The sequence below is a fragment of the Algibacillus agarilyticus genome (assembly GCF_003286125.1).
Taxonomy (GTDB): domain Bacteria; phylum Pseudomonadota; class Gammaproteobacteria; order Enterobacterales; family Alteromonadaceae; genus Algibacillus; species Algibacillus agarilyticus.
Genome location: NZ_QMED01000040.1, coordinates 1 through 13904, shown reverse-complemented (window position 1 = coordinate 13904; position 13904 = coordinate 1). Strand labels below are relative to the sequence as shown.

Annotated in this window: 16 protein-coding genes; 6 read left to right on the top strand and 10 right to left on the bottom strand. The window is 37.5% G+C overall.

What is annotated here, in order from left to right; translation table 11 throughout:
* Positions 1 to 70 precede the first annotated feature (70 nt).
* A complete protein-coding gene (locus DPX34_RS19710) occupies positions 71 to 586 on the bottom strand; it encodes a hypothetical protein (RefSeq protein ID WP_111980146.1) in 516 nt (171 codons plus the stop codon).
* A 162-nt stretch (positions 587 to 748) separates the two neighbouring features.
* Between DPX34_RS19710 and DPX34_RS19705 the strand changes: the two genes are divergently transcribed.
* Together DPX34_RS19705 and DPX34_RS19695 are read left to right on the top strand one after the other, a co-directional pair.
* Complete coding sequence (locus tag DPX34_RS19705) at positions 749 to 1021, top strand: DUF6482 family protein (RefSeq protein ID WP_232824816.1); 273 nt, start codon at positions 749 to 751, stop codon at positions 1019 to 1021.
* Between the two features lie 338 nt (positions 1022 to 1359).
* Entirely contained in the window at positions 1360 to 1575 is a 216-nt protein-coding gene (locus DPX34_RS19695; RefSeq protein ID WP_111980166.1) for a TIGR02450 family Trp-rich protein, read from the top strand.
* A 37-nt stretch (positions 1576 to 1612) separates the two neighbouring features.
* Here DPX34_RS19695 and DPX34_RS19690 read toward each other — a convergent pair whose 3' ends face one another.
* From DPX34_RS19690 to DPX34_RS19670, 5 genes are all read right to left on the bottom strand, one after another.
* Positions 1613 to 2338 carry an SDR family NAD(P)-dependent oxidoreductase gene (locus tag DPX34_RS19690; RefSeq protein WP_111980145.1) on the bottom strand — a complete coding sequence of 242 codons (726 nt, stop codon included), beginning with the start codon at positions 2336 to 2338 and terminating at the stop codon, positions 1613 to 1615.
* On the bottom strand, positions 2301 to 2741 hold the full coding sequence (locus tag DPX34_RS19685; protein WP_111980144.1) for a thiol-disulfide oxidoreductase DCC family protein: 441 nt from the start codon (positions 2739 to 2741) through the stop codon (positions 2301 to 2303). Before DPX34_RS19685 ends, DPX34_RS19690 begins: the two co-directional genes overlap by 38 nt.
* Positions 2742 to 2752: 11 nt before the next feature.
* The gene (locus DPX34_RS19680) at positions 2753 to 3406 is read right to left on the bottom strand and encodes a flavin reductase family protein (protein ID WP_438938526.1); all 654 of its coding nucleotides are present in this window, start codon (positions 3404 to 3406) and stop codon (positions 2753 to 2755) included.
* Positions 3407 to 3579: 173 nt separating this feature from the next.
* Positions 3580 to 4398: a 2-keto-4-pentenoate hydratase gene (locus tag DPX34_RS19675; protein ID WP_111980143.1), complete on the bottom strand. Its 819-nt coding sequence runs from the start codon at positions 4396 to 4398 to the stop codon at positions 3580 to 3582.
* A gap of 206 nt (positions 4399 to 4604) precedes the next feature.
* Positions 4605 to 5054 carry an SMI1/KNR4 family protein gene (locus tag DPX34_RS19670; RefSeq protein WP_111980164.1) on the bottom strand — a complete coding sequence of 150 codons (450 nt, stop codon included), beginning with the start codon at positions 5052 to 5054 and terminating at the stop codon, positions 4605 to 4607.
* A 324-nt stretch (positions 5055 to 5378) separates the two neighbouring features.
* Here DPX34_RS19670 and DPX34_RS19665 point away from each other — a divergent pair, with 324 nt between their 5' ends.
* From DPX34_RS19665 to DPX34_RS19655, 3 genes are all read left to right on the top strand, one after another.
* Complete coding sequence (locus DPX34_RS19665; RefSeq protein ID WP_111980142.1) at positions 5379 to 5618, top strand: alternative ribosome-rescue factor A; 240 nt, start codon at positions 5379 to 5381, stop codon at positions 5616 to 5618.
* 285 nt (positions 5619 to 5903) lie between these two features.
* Positions 5904 to 6770 carry an SDR family NAD(P)-dependent oxidoreductase gene (locus DPX34_RS19660; RefSeq protein WP_111980141.1) on the top strand — a complete coding sequence of 289 codons (867 nt, stop codon included), beginning with the start codon at positions 5904 to 5906 and terminating at the stop codon, positions 6768 to 6770.
* 25 nt (positions 6771 to 6795) lie between these two features.
* Complete coding sequence (locus DPX34_RS19655; RefSeq protein ID WP_111980140.1) at positions 6796 to 8016, top strand: DUF6786 family protein; 1221 nt, start codon at positions 6796 to 6798, stop codon at positions 8014 to 8016.
* A 161-nt stretch (positions 8017 to 8177) separates the two neighbouring features.
* Here the strand turns inward: DPX34_RS19655 and DPX34_RS19650 are convergent, their stop codons facing one another.
* From DPX34_RS19650 to DPX34_RS19640, 3 genes are all read right to left on the bottom strand, one after another.
* The gene (locus DPX34_RS19650) at positions 8178 to 8474 is read right to left on the bottom strand and encodes a DUF7660 family protein (RefSeq protein WP_111980139.1); all 297 of its coding nucleotides are present in this window, start codon (positions 8472 to 8474) and stop codon (positions 8178 to 8180) included.
* A 253-nt stretch (positions 8475 to 8727) separates the two neighbouring features.
* Entirely contained in the window at positions 8728 to 9684 is a 957-nt protein-coding gene (locus DPX34_RS19645) for a tetratricopeptide repeat protein (protein ID WP_111980138.1), read from the bottom strand.
* 739 nt (positions 9685 to 10423) lie between these two features.
* Entirely contained in the window at positions 10424 to 11119 is a 696-nt protein-coding gene (locus DPX34_RS19640) for a BRCT domain-containing protein (RefSeq protein WP_111980137.1), read from the bottom strand.
* Between the two features lie 445 nt (positions 11120 to 11564).
* Here DPX34_RS19640 and DPX34_RS19635 point away from each other — a divergent pair, with 445 nt between their 5' ends.
* Entirely contained in the window at positions 11565 to 12389 is an 825-nt protein-coding gene (locus tag DPX34_RS19635; protein ID WP_111980136.1) for a hypothetical protein, read from the top strand.
* Positions 12390 to 12790: 401 nt separating this feature from the next.
* Here DPX34_RS19635 and DPX34_RS19630 read toward each other — a convergent pair whose 3' ends face one another.
* Positions 12791 to 13816 carry an IS110 family RNA-guided transposase gene (locus DPX34_RS19630; RefSeq protein ID WP_111979359.1) on the bottom strand — a complete coding sequence of 342 codons (1026 nt, stop codon included), beginning with the start codon at positions 13814 to 13816 and terminating at the stop codon, positions 12791 to 12793.
* Positions 13817 to 13904: the final 88 nt, after the last annotated feature.

Sequence of the window (13904 nt, the reverse complement as noted above, 5' to 3'; positions counted from 1 at the left end):
TACATGGCTACGGAATAAACATAAGTTTAAACAAACCACACGGTTAATCTTTAGTTTTATCTTTTTAATGTTACAAAAGAGCTCTTAAATTATTTAATGCCTCAACTGAAAAACCATCATCATAAAAATAGATAATTTGTTTTTTGTTATTAAGCAAAACGACTCGTGCATTGTTAGGTGATTGATTACCCGTAAATTGCTGCACTCGATCACCGTCTTTATAAACGGTTATTACACCTTTCCATAATTGTTTAGGAATACCCGCTCGCATACCATTATCGATAAAAGGTTTAAACATGCGAGGAAACAACCCTTGTATCGTGGGTATTTCATAAGCCGCAACGTCTGTTTTAGTCATATCTAAACCAATTAACCATCGATCAATATCAAATTGAGCGTTTTGTTTATAACCGATCAATAACAAAGTGAAATCATGATTAAAATCGTCTGGAATGCTCACCGCTTTTTTTTCTAATGATTCACCATTAACCGCCGGAAATAATTTCCCGGTTACATCTTGATTAACATAAGTTGAGCTACAACCCGATACAAACAAGCTAACAACAAATAGTAATGTAATACGCATATATCAAACCTTTAATTTTACACTTACCCGTTATACCTAAATTAATTAGATTTAGTTCACTTTATACCAAAAATATTTAATAGCCGTAGTGTTAGTTAATATTAACTTGATCTTATTTATTAATACGTCCGTAAGATCGAATAACTCAACAGGAGATAAATAATGATATCAACCAATAATGTTATGACCCCAACCATCATTAGCATGGCAGATTCACCACATTACCTAGTGGGTTTAGTTGATGAAAATAATAATGTAACCGGCTTAAACCGATTAAATAATGTTGAAGTTTTTAATTCACTGGTAGAGGCAAAACACTATTTAAGAAAACATCATGTTGAAACGGCGACAATAGAATATCAAACAGCATACGATGAAATGTGTGGTTCATGTTCGCCTAGTGTTATTAAGCAAAAAGTTAACTTACTGTCTTAACCTTAGGTTTTTTAAACGTCTTTAATCTAATACCAATTCATATAAATAAGTGATCTCTCAGAATGCATCCAGCGGTTTTTGAACAAGGCATCGGTGTACAGGAATGGTTGTACCCTTTCAAATACCGATAACGCAGGTCAAAAGCCGCTGGGGCATTCCTTTCAGGCGAGTTTTAAATACGCTTATTCTGTGTGTTGCTCGAACTCAAAAGAGTGCCACTATTCTTTCATTTAAGCGCATTTAAACGCTCGCTGAGTGGGCACTTATTATTACGGATTGGTATAAAGCATTGATACGCGTTTTTATGCGTATCAAATACTTATCACATGAGCAGTATAATGAATAAAGTAAATCCTAAATCTTTGTTAAATAGTAAATGGACAAAGCAAAACATAAATAATAAAGAGAAACACTTTGTTATCGTTGATGTCGAGTTTGACGAGAATAATAAAGTTACACTTTGTTTAATTGAGGCCGTGATGACACATAATACTTACGAAATTAATTGGCGAGATTTGAAGTCTCCGCAGCACTGGAAAATAGGCTGGCAATAAATAGCCCCTATTAAAACGCAAATCATTATTTTTGCAACTACCACTCTATAGACTCACCTTGCCAATCGATATAAGAAGCGGTTCCATCTATTGGCATATTATTAGTTACGCTTATAACACTTTGCGCGACAAATTCAGGTGTGAAAAGTTTATTTTTAGGGACATTTTTTTGAAAAGGTTTAGATAATTTAGTGTCTGTGGTACCGGGGTGAAAAGCAATAATTTTGATATTTTTAGCCCGACGCGCAAACTCTATTGCTGTGGTTTTTAAAAGCATATTTAACGCGGCTTTAGATGCACGATAGCTATACCAACCGCCTAATTTATTATCTTTAATACTGCCTACGCGCGCACTAAAAACAACGAGTTTACATTCGATTTTACTGGTTAAAATAGGGGTCAATTTTTGAATCCATATCATCGGAACAACGGTATTCACCCATATCGTATTTTGAAAACCAATAGCTGAAATATCTTCTATCCTTTTTTCAGGTTTAACTGAATCGCTATGAAGCAAACCATTACAGATAAAAACGCGAGTAAAAGGCGTGTTATCTACTATTTTAATTTTCTCAATTGCAGCCACAATCGTATTTTCAAGATAATCATTGATTTGAATATACACGACATCCCGTATTGGTATAACTTCAGGCTCTCGGCTCACCAAAACAACTTTAACATTACCCATTATTTTATAGGCTTGCACTAATGCTTTAGCGATAGTGCTACTTGCGCCGATTATTAACACCTTTTGGTTTGTCATAACAGACTCCCGATCCACATTTAGAAATTTTAATTTTAAAAACAGCGGCAGCAAGTGCTGATATTGGATGCCGATACTTGGCCATACCTAAATAAATTAGATGACTGATAGGTTTAATAATGGGCCAATCAAGCGGAGCCACCCAAAAACCTTTACCCACTAATGTCCATGCTCGATGTGTGACTGCCAAGCCCAAAAGCATGCGCCCCTGATATTCACCCTGTAAAATACGCATAGCTTCATCATATTTTACCTTTGGGTATAACCTAGCAAAATCGTCTTGATGAATATCAATAAGCGATATAACGTTATTTGAATCATGTCGTTTTAAATGTGCCATTTCGGTAACACATAAAGGGCATTGACCATCATAAAAAATGTTTAAATTTTCGCCTTGATACATCAAGTTTTTCCCTAATCAGTTGTTCCACAAAGTTCTATTTTTAATGGGTCTATATTAGGTTTAGCATAAGCTAATCGAGATAAACGCGATGTAGAATGATAACTATCTAAACCAGAAACCGTTACGGTGTTTAGCTTTTCAATATCAATGTAGCCATCGGCTTGAATGGCGTGTTCTTCTGTTATAATGCGCGTAATTTCACCTATAACCATTTGTGTATTATTGGCATTAATAGGTAAAACCTCGACCAGTTTCAGGCTGTATTTCAACTCACTTTCTTTAACAAAAGGGGCTAAATTAGCATGCTTAAATTCGGGTGTTAAACCCGTTTCATCAAATTCAGAAACATTAGAGGGATAGCGAGCCGACGTTTGATGTGCCGCTTGCCAAATATGTTGACTGATATGGTTAATGGTATAGTGATGTGTTTGCAGAATGTTTGTTAAGGTATGTCGCTCAACACTATCTGGCCTTGTAATAAACCCGACTAAAGCAGGGTTAGCACCTAAATGAACCACTGAACTAAAAATAGCTAAATTCGTATTGCCTTCATGGCTTACCGTGCCAATAAGACTCGCACTTTTAAAACCCGATAATGAGTTTATTAACTGAGCCCGATATCGCGTGGGCATTTCTTTAAGCTGCCGCTGTGTGATCGTATGCAAAACTTACTCATTCGTTATATAGGTTTGTATTACATACGCGACAACGTAAAAACAAGATCAATGATAAACCCATCATTGTTAATTTAATAAAAAACGGGCAATAAAAAACCCGCTAAAAGCGGGTTTAAAAATAAGTTTATAGGCTTACTTTGTAAAAGAGTGTAGCCAAAATATTAAATAGCCACTAACTCTATATTTAAATTACCTGCACCGGCAAATGAAGTCGTTGATTTAGCACCGACAACCGTTTCATGAACACCCGTGATCGCGCCAGAACAAATCATATCACCCGCTTTTAACTTAATGTTTCGTTGAGCACTGGTATCAATAATATAAGCCAAAGCCGCAAGTTGACCATTTAATATCGAGCTTGAAGGCGCTTTGTTTATTAATTCACCGTTAATCAATACTTGGGTTTCTAAATCTTGAATGGCCGTTTGCCAATTGGCAATTGGCGCGCCTACGATCATGCCGTGGTTATTACCAAAATCACTGATAATAGCGGTTGGACCATAACTGTTTAAATCACGTACAGGGCTGCTCGCAATTTCAATACCGGCATACATTTCTTTAACTAAATGAGCAACACCATCAGCCGTGTTGATGGTGCCTGGTTCAATATCTTGCGCAATTTCAATAATAATTTCAGCTTCAACCGCAATAAAACCATTCTCAAATACCGGTAATTCAATTTGCTCATCGTCTTGATGGGCTTTACCAATAAAGTGACGAACATTTTTGAAAACAGGGCCCATTAAACGTTCAGATTTTAACTGTTCACGTAATTCAGGTGGCACCATACCCACTTTCCAACCGACAATTTCTTGGTCGTACGCAGCAATAGACATATCTTGTAATTCATACGCTTGTTCTAATGTATGCGGTAAATCTCCCGGAAACACATCTAAACACCGTTTTTCATTGCGGGCAGACACTAAAGCCGTTGATATATTTTCGATTTGTTCAGCTGATAAATTGGTATAAGTTGACATGTAATCACTCTCAAAAATAAAATAATGTTTAGGGTTTACGCTACCCTGCTTAGTATTAGTATATACAATCGCAGAAATCTAACAAGCCAAAAGTCAAACCAAGTTAATTACCAATAATACAAATTGGAATTACCAATAACATTGAATTAAAGGTTTAGATTAAAAGCCTTCTTGTATTCAAGTATTAATGGCCTATTTTAGAAAAATTAATCGGCATTAAGCTGATTTAGCCACTCACTCAAACTCTCAGCGACTTGGGTTACTTCACGCGTATTATTGTCGTAAAGCCAAACGGGGCAATCACGTGTTTCTACAAGACAATCCGACCGTTTAAAGCAAAACATATTGCCCTGACAATCAGATGCAAACAAAACATGTCCTTTAGGCATACCGCTCATTTGGTATAATTCGGTTAATGCGCTCATGTCTTCTAAACTTAAAAAATCTTGAGTTTGGCCAATACGAGAGCCTATCGTACACGTTTTAGACATCACATTAGGTGTATGCAATAACCCATATGTCGAAATTAAGTATTGATAGCTTTTGGGTAAGCTTAATTTCATCTTTTCTTCACACGCAGTGATCGCATCTATCGCAACTGGCACCATGGCTTTTTTACCGCACCATTGATTTATAAAGTCATCAATTTTTTTCATGTTTTTGTTTTCAATACCTTTAGTAACCACCACTCAAATCTTTTTATACCGGTAATGGTTTAAGTTTAAAATAACAACGTTTAGCGCATAACGGCTCAGTTAATAAAATGCCGCCACATTAACCGAATTATAATTTAAAGAAAACCATGCTGGCGTAAGCGGGGCTTTAATTACGCGCTGTTTATCTTTTGCTAACTTTCAGTTTAATATCCAAAATAAAAAATGAGAAGTGCATCATTTTATGTACATACATAAACATAAAAATATATAATCTCGCCAGCTGCAATTAAGCAGTAAACAATAAATATCACTAAAGGATAAACAATGAGTAAAAAGAAAAAGGCTTGGGTAAAAAACACGCCAGTCAATGCGCAGGCGGAGACAACCACAAACCCCAGTAATAAAACAGAGATTGGTAGAGGTACAATTAACGATAATTTTTTAGCCGCGTTAGTCACGTCAAAAGTGTATAAAATGCAGGTTGTACAACCTAAAAAAGGCAAAGGCTCATACAAGCGCAAAGCTAAAAATTTAAGACGAGAGTCTTATTTAATAGCCGCTTAACTAAACTTAAGCATTATTAAATAAGGTTTTCATTTTTACAGTGGAATAGTAATCAACCCTCTGACACGGTATTGCTGCAAACAGCTCGTTAAGCAGCAAATACATTAACCCCCATCCTTTACACTCCCCCTTTTCTATGTAATGAATCAAGCCTCGACTCTTTTAACATCACACTACAAGTCAGACGGTTTTAAACACCTTAGGCATTTGACTATTGCTCAACCGGCCTAACTAGCTTACAGTTAATATAGTCAACAGTAGACAATAATCAATACATAAACAGCAATGGCCAATCTAAAAAATAAAATTATCGTGATCACAGGGGCTGCAGGTGGCGTGGGTAGTATGCTCGCTATTGCATTAGCCAAACAAGGCAACCACATTATTTGTTTGGGCCGTTCAAGTAAAAATTTAGCGGCCTTAACCCAACAAATAAATCAGTTATCACCAACAACGGGCGGCAGCGCATCATTTGAACAACTCGATATGTTAAATGCTGAAGCGATCACCCAAGTGAGCCAAAAAATTTACACACAATTTGGTCGCTTTGATGCCTGGATCAATAACGTGGGTGTTAATAATCACAATGCCATTGGCCCAAGTTGGACATTAGCCGCTGAAAACTGGTGGGCCGAAGTTGAGCAAAATTTAAAAACCTCATATTTAGGTGCAAGTGCCGCGATAAAACTCATGCAAGCGCAACCATCTGGTTATGTAATTAACCTTGGCGGCGGTGGCGTGCAACAGCCTAAACCGTTTGGCTCGGCTTATGGCGCAGCGAAAACCGCCATTGTTAAATTTACTGAAACACTCAACCTTGAATTAATCCAAGAAGGCTTAAAAATTAGAGCTTTTGCGTTTAATCCCGGTTTTATAAAAAACCCACGCACACAAAAATTAGTTAAATCGGCAGTCGCTCGCCAATATATGCCGTCACTCGAAACCATTCTAAACAATAACCAAATGTCAGACATTCAAGATTCAGTCGATTTAATAAATGCCATTATGAGTGGCAGAGCGGATCAGTTAGCCGGTAAATATTTTTTGGCTGACGATAAAGATATTGAACAAGCCATACAAAACAGTGATGAATACGCCAATCAGGCGTTCAAGTTGCTAAGAGTCACAACACCAAGCCTTAAACCCGATTAACAACCCAGCTGATAAAAGGTTAAAAATGACAACATTAATTAAAATGATACCTTGCCTATTATGGCTAACATTCACTTTACAAGGATGCACCCTCATCAAAAATGACGAACTCGATAACGCCCCTACCATGTCAAAAAATGAATTTAATGCGGATGTCGATTTGCTCAAACAACAATTTAATCCGGTTGTGTTATCTGATGGCCAACGAAAACTAATTGTGGTGCCTGAATTACAAGGCAGAATAATGACAGCAACAGCCAATGCCACCAAAGGCCAAACATTCGGATGGTTTAATCATGACTATTTGCAAACACCGCATCAATCACGCAGCACGCCTATAGGCGGCGCAGACAGGCTCATGTTTGGCCCAGAAACCGGCACGTTTTCGCAATTTTTTCCACACGGCAAAGAACGCACAACCGATAACCTTTATGCACAAGACGCTATCGTAATGCAGCCCTACAACGTGATAGCGCAAACAGCATCAAAAATAACGGTTCAAGCACCGGTCACGCTGGTTAATAACGCCGATACAACATTCGAATTTGATGTAAAACGAACCGTTCGTTTGTTTTCAAAAGCAGAAATAGAAGCCATGACAAAATTAACCCACCTTGATACGGTTGAATTTGTTGGTTATGGCAGCGATACCCAAATTATAAACACAGGCGAGGCTTGGAAAAAAGAAACCGGCTTAGTTTCGATTTGGCACTTAGGGGCATTTAAACCCAGCGCAGATACAACCGTGGTCATACCGACAAAGGGCACGGTTAAAGAGGCAACACCGTATTTTAACGCGATAAAAACCAGCCATACCCAAACCGCTAAAAATCATGTTTTTTATAAAGCCGATGCGCAATACATGAACAAAACAGGTGTCCCGCCACACCAAACAAAACCCATTATGGGCGCTTACGATGCACAACGTAATTTATTAACCCTTGTTATGTTTAATATTAGCAAACACCAAGCTGCACGCTATGTAACCGCATCATGGATTGATTCAAGTGATCCTTACAATGGAGAAATTGTTAACGTGTTTAATGATGGCCCCGACGATTTTGGTCAATACTTTGGCCCATTTTATGAAATGGAATCATCATCTGCCGCCTTTGAATTATCATCAGGTGGATCACAAAGTCATTATCATTACACCTTGCATTTTCAAGGCGACAAAACGGCATTAAATAAAATAACAACCGAGCTTTTAGGTATTACATTAAGTGAAATCGAACAAGTGTTTTAACGAAATAGAAAAATTGAATAACTATCTCAGCAGGCTATCTAAGAAAAGATAAATTTAACCGATTTTGGCTACATTGTGTTTGTTAAATGAGTGAGTTGGTCGCGTTATTTATTCACTTTGAGTGTGATAACGATGACTGTCCCACACAGTTGTCCATGTGTTTACTCATAGAACTTACCTGCATGTAAAATATGAGCAATTCTTTTCCATGGATTTTCTGGCTTTTCGTAAAACTCTAAGCCATTTGTAGATGCTTTCCCCCAAGCAAGTGCAGCATCAAGAAAAGATACAATATCTCCATTCTCCCAACCGTTAACACCAGAGCTATAAGGTGAACTCGGGTTTACTTTTTCTTTTTGTTCTTCATCAGTGCGATCATTCATTAGAGCTTGAACAAAGTTCAGAAGATCTTGCTCTGTTTCTACACTATTTGCTAATTGATTTAGATCTTGGCTCATATTTTCATCTAATACACATAACGAGCCTGTAGAATTTCTCTTTTAGAAAAAACAGCTCATAAAAATCATTAAAATTAAGCTCTAAATTGCGCTTCTATGTGAAATCTAGGGCTGTATTGAGCTAAAAACACATTTAAAGCGACTCTCTGCGCATACAAAAAGCCATAAAAATTATCATTTTGAGTAATTCTACAGCCTCAACGCGGAGCTAACCAGCGCCGCTTTTTGGCGTCTGGTTTAGCGTTTTGTTGAACTACCCTCGCACATAATTATTACGCGTACACCATTCAGCTTGCTCACTCAGTATCCATTGTGTAGGTCTAAGTTTAAGGCCTTTAAAAATCTGCTGACACGCTTGAGTGTTTTTTCTTTGTTTAAAATATACATTAGCTAAATTGTAGCGAGTCCAAGAATGATCGCCCAATAGCAAAGATTCTTTGTAATACTTTTCGGCCAGTATGAGATTATTAGAAAACTTAGCTTGATCACCAAGTTCTCTTTGTATCGCTGCTGCTAGCTCTTTAAGTTTTGGGTTTTGGTGCGAAAACTCTTGAGCCTTATTAACTATACTTTGCATTAAATTAATACTGCCTCCCCACCGAGGAGTGCTATTATGTAAAAGATCGTTCCAAAGCATATAGCTTTCTGGCCTTAAAGCTAAAGCCTTATCAAATGCATCTGCTTTCTCTTTTTCCATACCTCGTTGCCCTACAAGTATTAATCGTTTTTCACGGTATAACCAAGACAGATTTGAATTTATTGAGATAGCCTTATTTATATCTTCTAAAGCAAGAGACTTGTAATACTTAAACCCATCTACTTGCGATTTAGAAGTTTTATCCATAAATTCCATACCTCTTTTTTGCCAAGATATTCCAGAATAGTAAGCAGCTCTAAAATAGTAAGGTATGTACGAATTTGGATACGTTGAAACAAACTCATTGATCTCTTTTTCAAAATCAATTTTGGTTTGACCTACTGAATCAATTTCCCAAAATAATGGCATTTCATTACCAACACGTTGGATATAGTTATTACCTAGATTCTCTATGAGCGTTATGAGGTCAGAATACTTACGCTGCTTTAAAAGTGTTGTTGACTGTACTTTTTTAAATGACAACTCTAGATCAAATTGCTTTTGGACGTTTACAGACGTTGAAGAGCACGAAGCTAAACATAAAGAGAATAATATTAAAAATCCATATTTCATACACTATACCTAAAGTAGTTATAACGCCTCAATAAGAGGAAATTTGTAGTTGGCTAAAATTGTTGAACGCAGTGAAAACAGCCAACTGTAAATTTTCCTGCTTGATTGCCTTGTGTACGCCCAGCATGGGCATGAACTAATGAGGTGAAAGTCCTCTGTAGGAAGGTCACCGTTTATTTAACTGATTGTTATTAAACGCTAACTACTAGCAAATGGCAACTGCAAAATCGCGAGGTTTTGTGGGGAGGAAGCCGCTAGCAAATCTGCGAGCTGATGAACAAGAACATCATATTAGGCGTAGGCTGGAGGTGAGTTGGCACAAGACAACGAAACCATGTGATCTAACGGCCACCGTAAATGATGCAGCAGTGCAGAGAAAGTGCATGTTCTTATCTGGGGAGATCTGTTTAACAGGCATTCGATAAGCAACCAATAAGGCTCAGGTTAACAATGCGTCTTGGCTTTTCAGCATCATCAACTGAAAAGAGCGAACAGATGACAATCGAAAGCGCGATATTGAGTAATTAGTATCGTGATTAAACAGAAGTCAGCAGACGGCATAGTAGCCAAACACCCATCGTAATGGTTGGGACACGGTGAAGGCCTGAACATTTAGAATAAAGGAGGAGCCTTGAGTGACACTCATGCGGGACAGGCATAAATAAGCCTATAATTTTATTTGATTTTAAGTCTTCAGTTAGGGTGATAACGATGACTGTCCCACACAGTTGCCAATAATTCAGTAGCCGATTAATGCTAAAAATGCTTCTTCATTTATCGTTTGAACACCCAGATCCTTTGCTTTATCTAACTTTGACTTACCTGTTTTAGCGCCGGTTACCAGTATTGTTGTTTTACCATTAACTGTCTTTTGAACATTACCATCAAGATCTTCTACTATTTCCTCTAATTCAAGTCGGGTATAATCCTCAAATTTACCGGTTATAACGACAAACTCGCCTTCTAAAGATGCTTCAAACTCCTCCCAAGCCAATTGCGCATCTTCGAATTTTAAAACGAATTCACCACCCACTTGTGTATTTTCAAGATTAGCTGAAATAACTTTTGCACCGATAGCAAGGCAATTAAGAATGACCATGTCAAAAAACGCGTCTAATCCACAGCTTCCTCCTAAACCAAATTCAAGCTTATTTTTACCTTTTTTCTCAAGGTGATCTATCCACATAGAATCAGCATCATCGATTGAAAAAAAAGTGTCAATATCTACATATCCATACGATGATAACGTTTGTTTTGTCTCTAGATTATTTTTGAAAGTAGCACTTGAAGTGCAACCTAAAGCGATAAAAGATTCAATCCGTTTCGCTTTAATTTCGTCAGCTTCTTGATAATTATAATCTTTGAAGATTTCATACAACGCATTACGTGTGTTTTCATGATCAAATTCAAGTTTAACTAAAAGATGTTCTGACATACTATATTTCCTTATATTCAAATAATGAGAGTATTAGCGGATATTCTATATACCAAGTCACTTAACAATACTCGTTCTCAAATCCAGCAAAGTAACTCGTTGTTACTGTCGTTGTTAATTTACACTAAACGTTATCAAAATTCATTACCCCCTTAAAAATATTTTTTAAGGGGGTAATGCCGGACTTAACCACGTACAATACGGTTCAAAAAGGATCGTATAGGACAGGCATATATAAACTTTTTATTTTATTTGATATTAAATAAGTTCATCGACTATCCATCGATGGCTGTTCCGCATGAAAACAATGATCTCCTTGAATAAGTAAAGTGATCCATAGGGGAATGTTAATAGCTAAGGAATGAGGTGGTTGGTTAGGTGCTTACGATTAATGATTTTAAAAATAATGGTTTGTTAGAAGATATTGCGGATTTGGTAAATTAATATGTATTGGAATGTTGATGACAAAGTTTGGAGAGAAAAGAGAAGTGAATCTTGGCTCCAATTAAAAGAGCGGTTGGAAAATTCAACTTCTTTTAGTTCTCATGATATAGCTGTAATGGGACATTATTATCTGACGGGGGAGTGTGTAAGAGAAGAAGGCCAATGGTGGGAGCCTGTGCCTCTAGCTTTGTACTTTGCTTGGCACCCTAGCGATGATGCTTCAATTTGGAACAATGAATACTTAAAACTTAAAGCTGAAGCATTATCCGATGAAGGTATGCTAGATTGTATTAAAACTAGTTATTCGTTGATTGCCCAAGAAGGAGGTATGATCATTTTTGGAGGAGAAAGTCCTAAAGAAGCAGTAAATATATTTGTTGGGCGAGAGCGTTTATTATACAAAATGTTTTTTTGCTATAGTCCCTTTTTAACTGATCATTTAGTTAAACATGCTAATGAATTCATGCAGAATGCCAAAGGCACATTTATTAATGAATCGCTCTATTTGCCAGACTCTTTCGCAAAGCATGACAGTAGCTTACATAATTATGGTGGATTTCCTAAAGAAAAGTTAGATGATTTATCAGATGAATTGACAAGCGAGAGGTACAACCGAATAGCAACCAAGACTCGCTTATCACTTAAGCAACTGAAAAGACGCTTTGCCAAAATGGCTGATTTTGTCGTCAACAAATTGGACAAAGTTGAAAATCAGGAACTGATAAATTTAACAGAGCGATGGATTAAACAAGTGGAAAATCCTAAAACAGCACTTGAATGGAGAGAGTTATGGGAAGTTTCCAAAGCTAACGTTAAAAAGCAATAGCTAAAAGCTAAACACTCATGCGGGACATATATGGTCACTCCGATTAAATCAAGCTATATTGCCTGTTTTTTTGCCCGAAAATAGGGGTAAATCATTGAATAAATTACATATTTCTTTCTTACTAAACTGGTTTTATGCTTGGTAAAGTAACGGTTTCTTGACATATATCCGGCGTCTTGATGGCTTTAAATGCAGCCGCGCCCTAATGAGTTCCTGAATAAGGATGTCTTATTTGCCTTTGCAGGCATAATGCTTCTTCGACTCGTTATTATGCGTCTAGAGCAGCTGTCCCGGCGAGGTTCCAAATAAGACAAAACCGTTTAAATCATCAATACATATAGTACCGTTTAGCCCTTAAATGAGTGAGTGGTTTTATTTCTTAAATTCTACGTTTTTTTTGATTAAGCACAGGCCTTGTTTATGTCGAAATCTTGCTTATATGCCATGACTGACCAAGTGATACGCGCAAGTTTATTCGCTAATGCCACAACCGCTTTACAACCGTGCATACGGCTTTTTAGTTGCCTTGCCCAGCGATGTAATGAGGTATCTTTTTTAGTACACCAATTCATCACCGCTCTTGCGCCCATGATAAACAACCGCCTTAATGTGCTATTCCCGCGTTTGGTTATTTTACCCATTCTATTTTTATCACCACTGGCATGCTGAGAAGGGGTTATTCCTGTCCAAGCAGCAAACTGCCTACCGTTTTTAAAGGTGTTGGCATCAGTAACACTGCCCATGATCGCTGAAGCGAGTACAGGGCCAACACCAGGGATTGTCATTAAACGTTTATATTCTTTTTTATCTTTAACCAAGCTATCAAGCTCTTGTTGAATTGCGTCAAGTTGTTCATCTTGATTTTGTAAATTTTGATAAAGCCGACGAATGATTTTGCGGGCTGTCGCCGTCAATTCCATTTCATTACACTCTAAAATAATAGGGATTTCATTCATTAATGCGACACGGGTTCGCGGTACGACAACACCATACTCCGCTAATAACCCCCGTAATTGATTAGCATCACCGGTGCGTATTTTTATCATGCGCTCTCTGACGCGCTGCAATGATTGAATATCTTGTGCTTCAAGTGATTTAACTTCTATTTTTCGAATGGTTGGGCGGAAGAATGCTTCCGCGATAGCCAGTGCATCGTTGCGATCGTTTTTATTGCCTATCACAAAAGGTTTAACCGCAAATGCCGGGAGTAAAGAAACTTTATGGCCTAGCATTTTAATTCTGCGCCCCCAAGGGTTAGAGCTATAACACGCCTCCATTGCAACTTGAGTGGGTTCGTGTTGGCGAAGTTCGTGTAACAAAGCAGAGCGTTTCACTTTTTTGTTAAACAAAACGTTTCTGTTTTCATCTAAGCCACAGATTTGGAAAATATTCTTTGCTAAGTCAATACTAATTACGCTACATTTCATGATGGTCACTCCACAGTTTGATTAATGGTTTTGTCGCTTACAATCATGGCACATTATGATGCCGAATGTGGAGTGACCATCTCAGCAG

Bases quoted from the DNA above. Each gene is read 5' to 3' on its own strand.
- DPX34_RS19655 (WP_111980140.1), top strand. From the start codon at position 6,796: ATGACAACATTAATTAAAATGATACCTTGCCTATTATGGCTAACATTC.
- DPX34_RS19640 (WP_111980137.1), bottom strand. From the start codon at position 11,119: ATGTCAGAACATCTTTTAGTTAAACTTGAATTTGATCATGAAAACACA.
- DPX34_RS19660 (WP_111980141.1), top strand. From the start codon at position 5,904: ATGGCCAATCTAAAAAATAAAATTATCGTGATCACAGGGGCTGCAGGT.
- DPX34_RS19690 (WP_111980145.1), bottom strand. From the start codon at position 2,338: ATGACAAACCAAAAGGTGTTAATAATCGGCGCAAGTAGCACTATCGCT.
- DPX34_RS19650 (WP_111980139.1), bottom strand. From the start codon at position 8,474: ATGAGCCAAGATCTAAATCAATTAGCAAATAGTGTAGAAACAGAGCAA.
- DPX34_RS19665 (WP_111980142.1), top strand. From the start codon at position 5,379: ATGAGTAAAAAGAAAAAGGCTTGGGTAAAAAACACGCCAGTCAATGCG.
- DPX34_RS19695 (WP_111980166.1), top strand. From the start codon at position 1,360: ATGAATAAAGTAAATCCTAAATCTTTGTTAAATAGTAAATGGACAAAG.
- DPX34_RS19710 (WP_111980146.1), bottom strand. From the start codon at position 586: ATGCGTATTACATTACTATTTGTTGTTAGCTTGTTTGTATCGGGTTGT.
- DPX34_RS19675 (WP_111980143.1), bottom strand. From the start codon at position 4,398: ATGTCAACTTATACCAATTTATCAGCTGAACAAATCGAAAATATATCA.
- DPX34_RS19670 (WP_111980164.1), bottom strand. From the start codon at position 5,054: ATGAAAAAAATTGATGACTTTATAAATCAATGGTGCGGTAAAAAAGCC.
- DPX34_RS19705 (WP_232824816.1), top strand. From the start codon at position 749: ATGATATCAACCAATAATGTTATGACCCCAACCATCATTAGCATGGCA.
- DPX34_RS19645 (WP_111980138.1), bottom strand. From the start codon at position 9,684: ATGAAATATGGATTTTTAATATTATTCTCTTTATGTTTAGCTTCGTGC.
- DPX34_RS19685 (WP_111980144.1), bottom strand. From the start codon at position 2,741: ATGTATCAAGGCGAAAATTTAAACATTTTTTATGATGGTCAATGCCCT.
- DPX34_RS19635 (WP_111980136.1), top strand. From the start codon at position 11,565: ATGTATTGGAATGTTGATGACAAAGTTTGGAGAGAAAAGAGAAGTGAA.
- DPX34_RS19630 (WP_111979359.1), bottom strand. From the start codon at position 13,816: ATGAAATGTAGCGTAATTAGTATTGACTTAGCAAAGAATATTTTCCAA.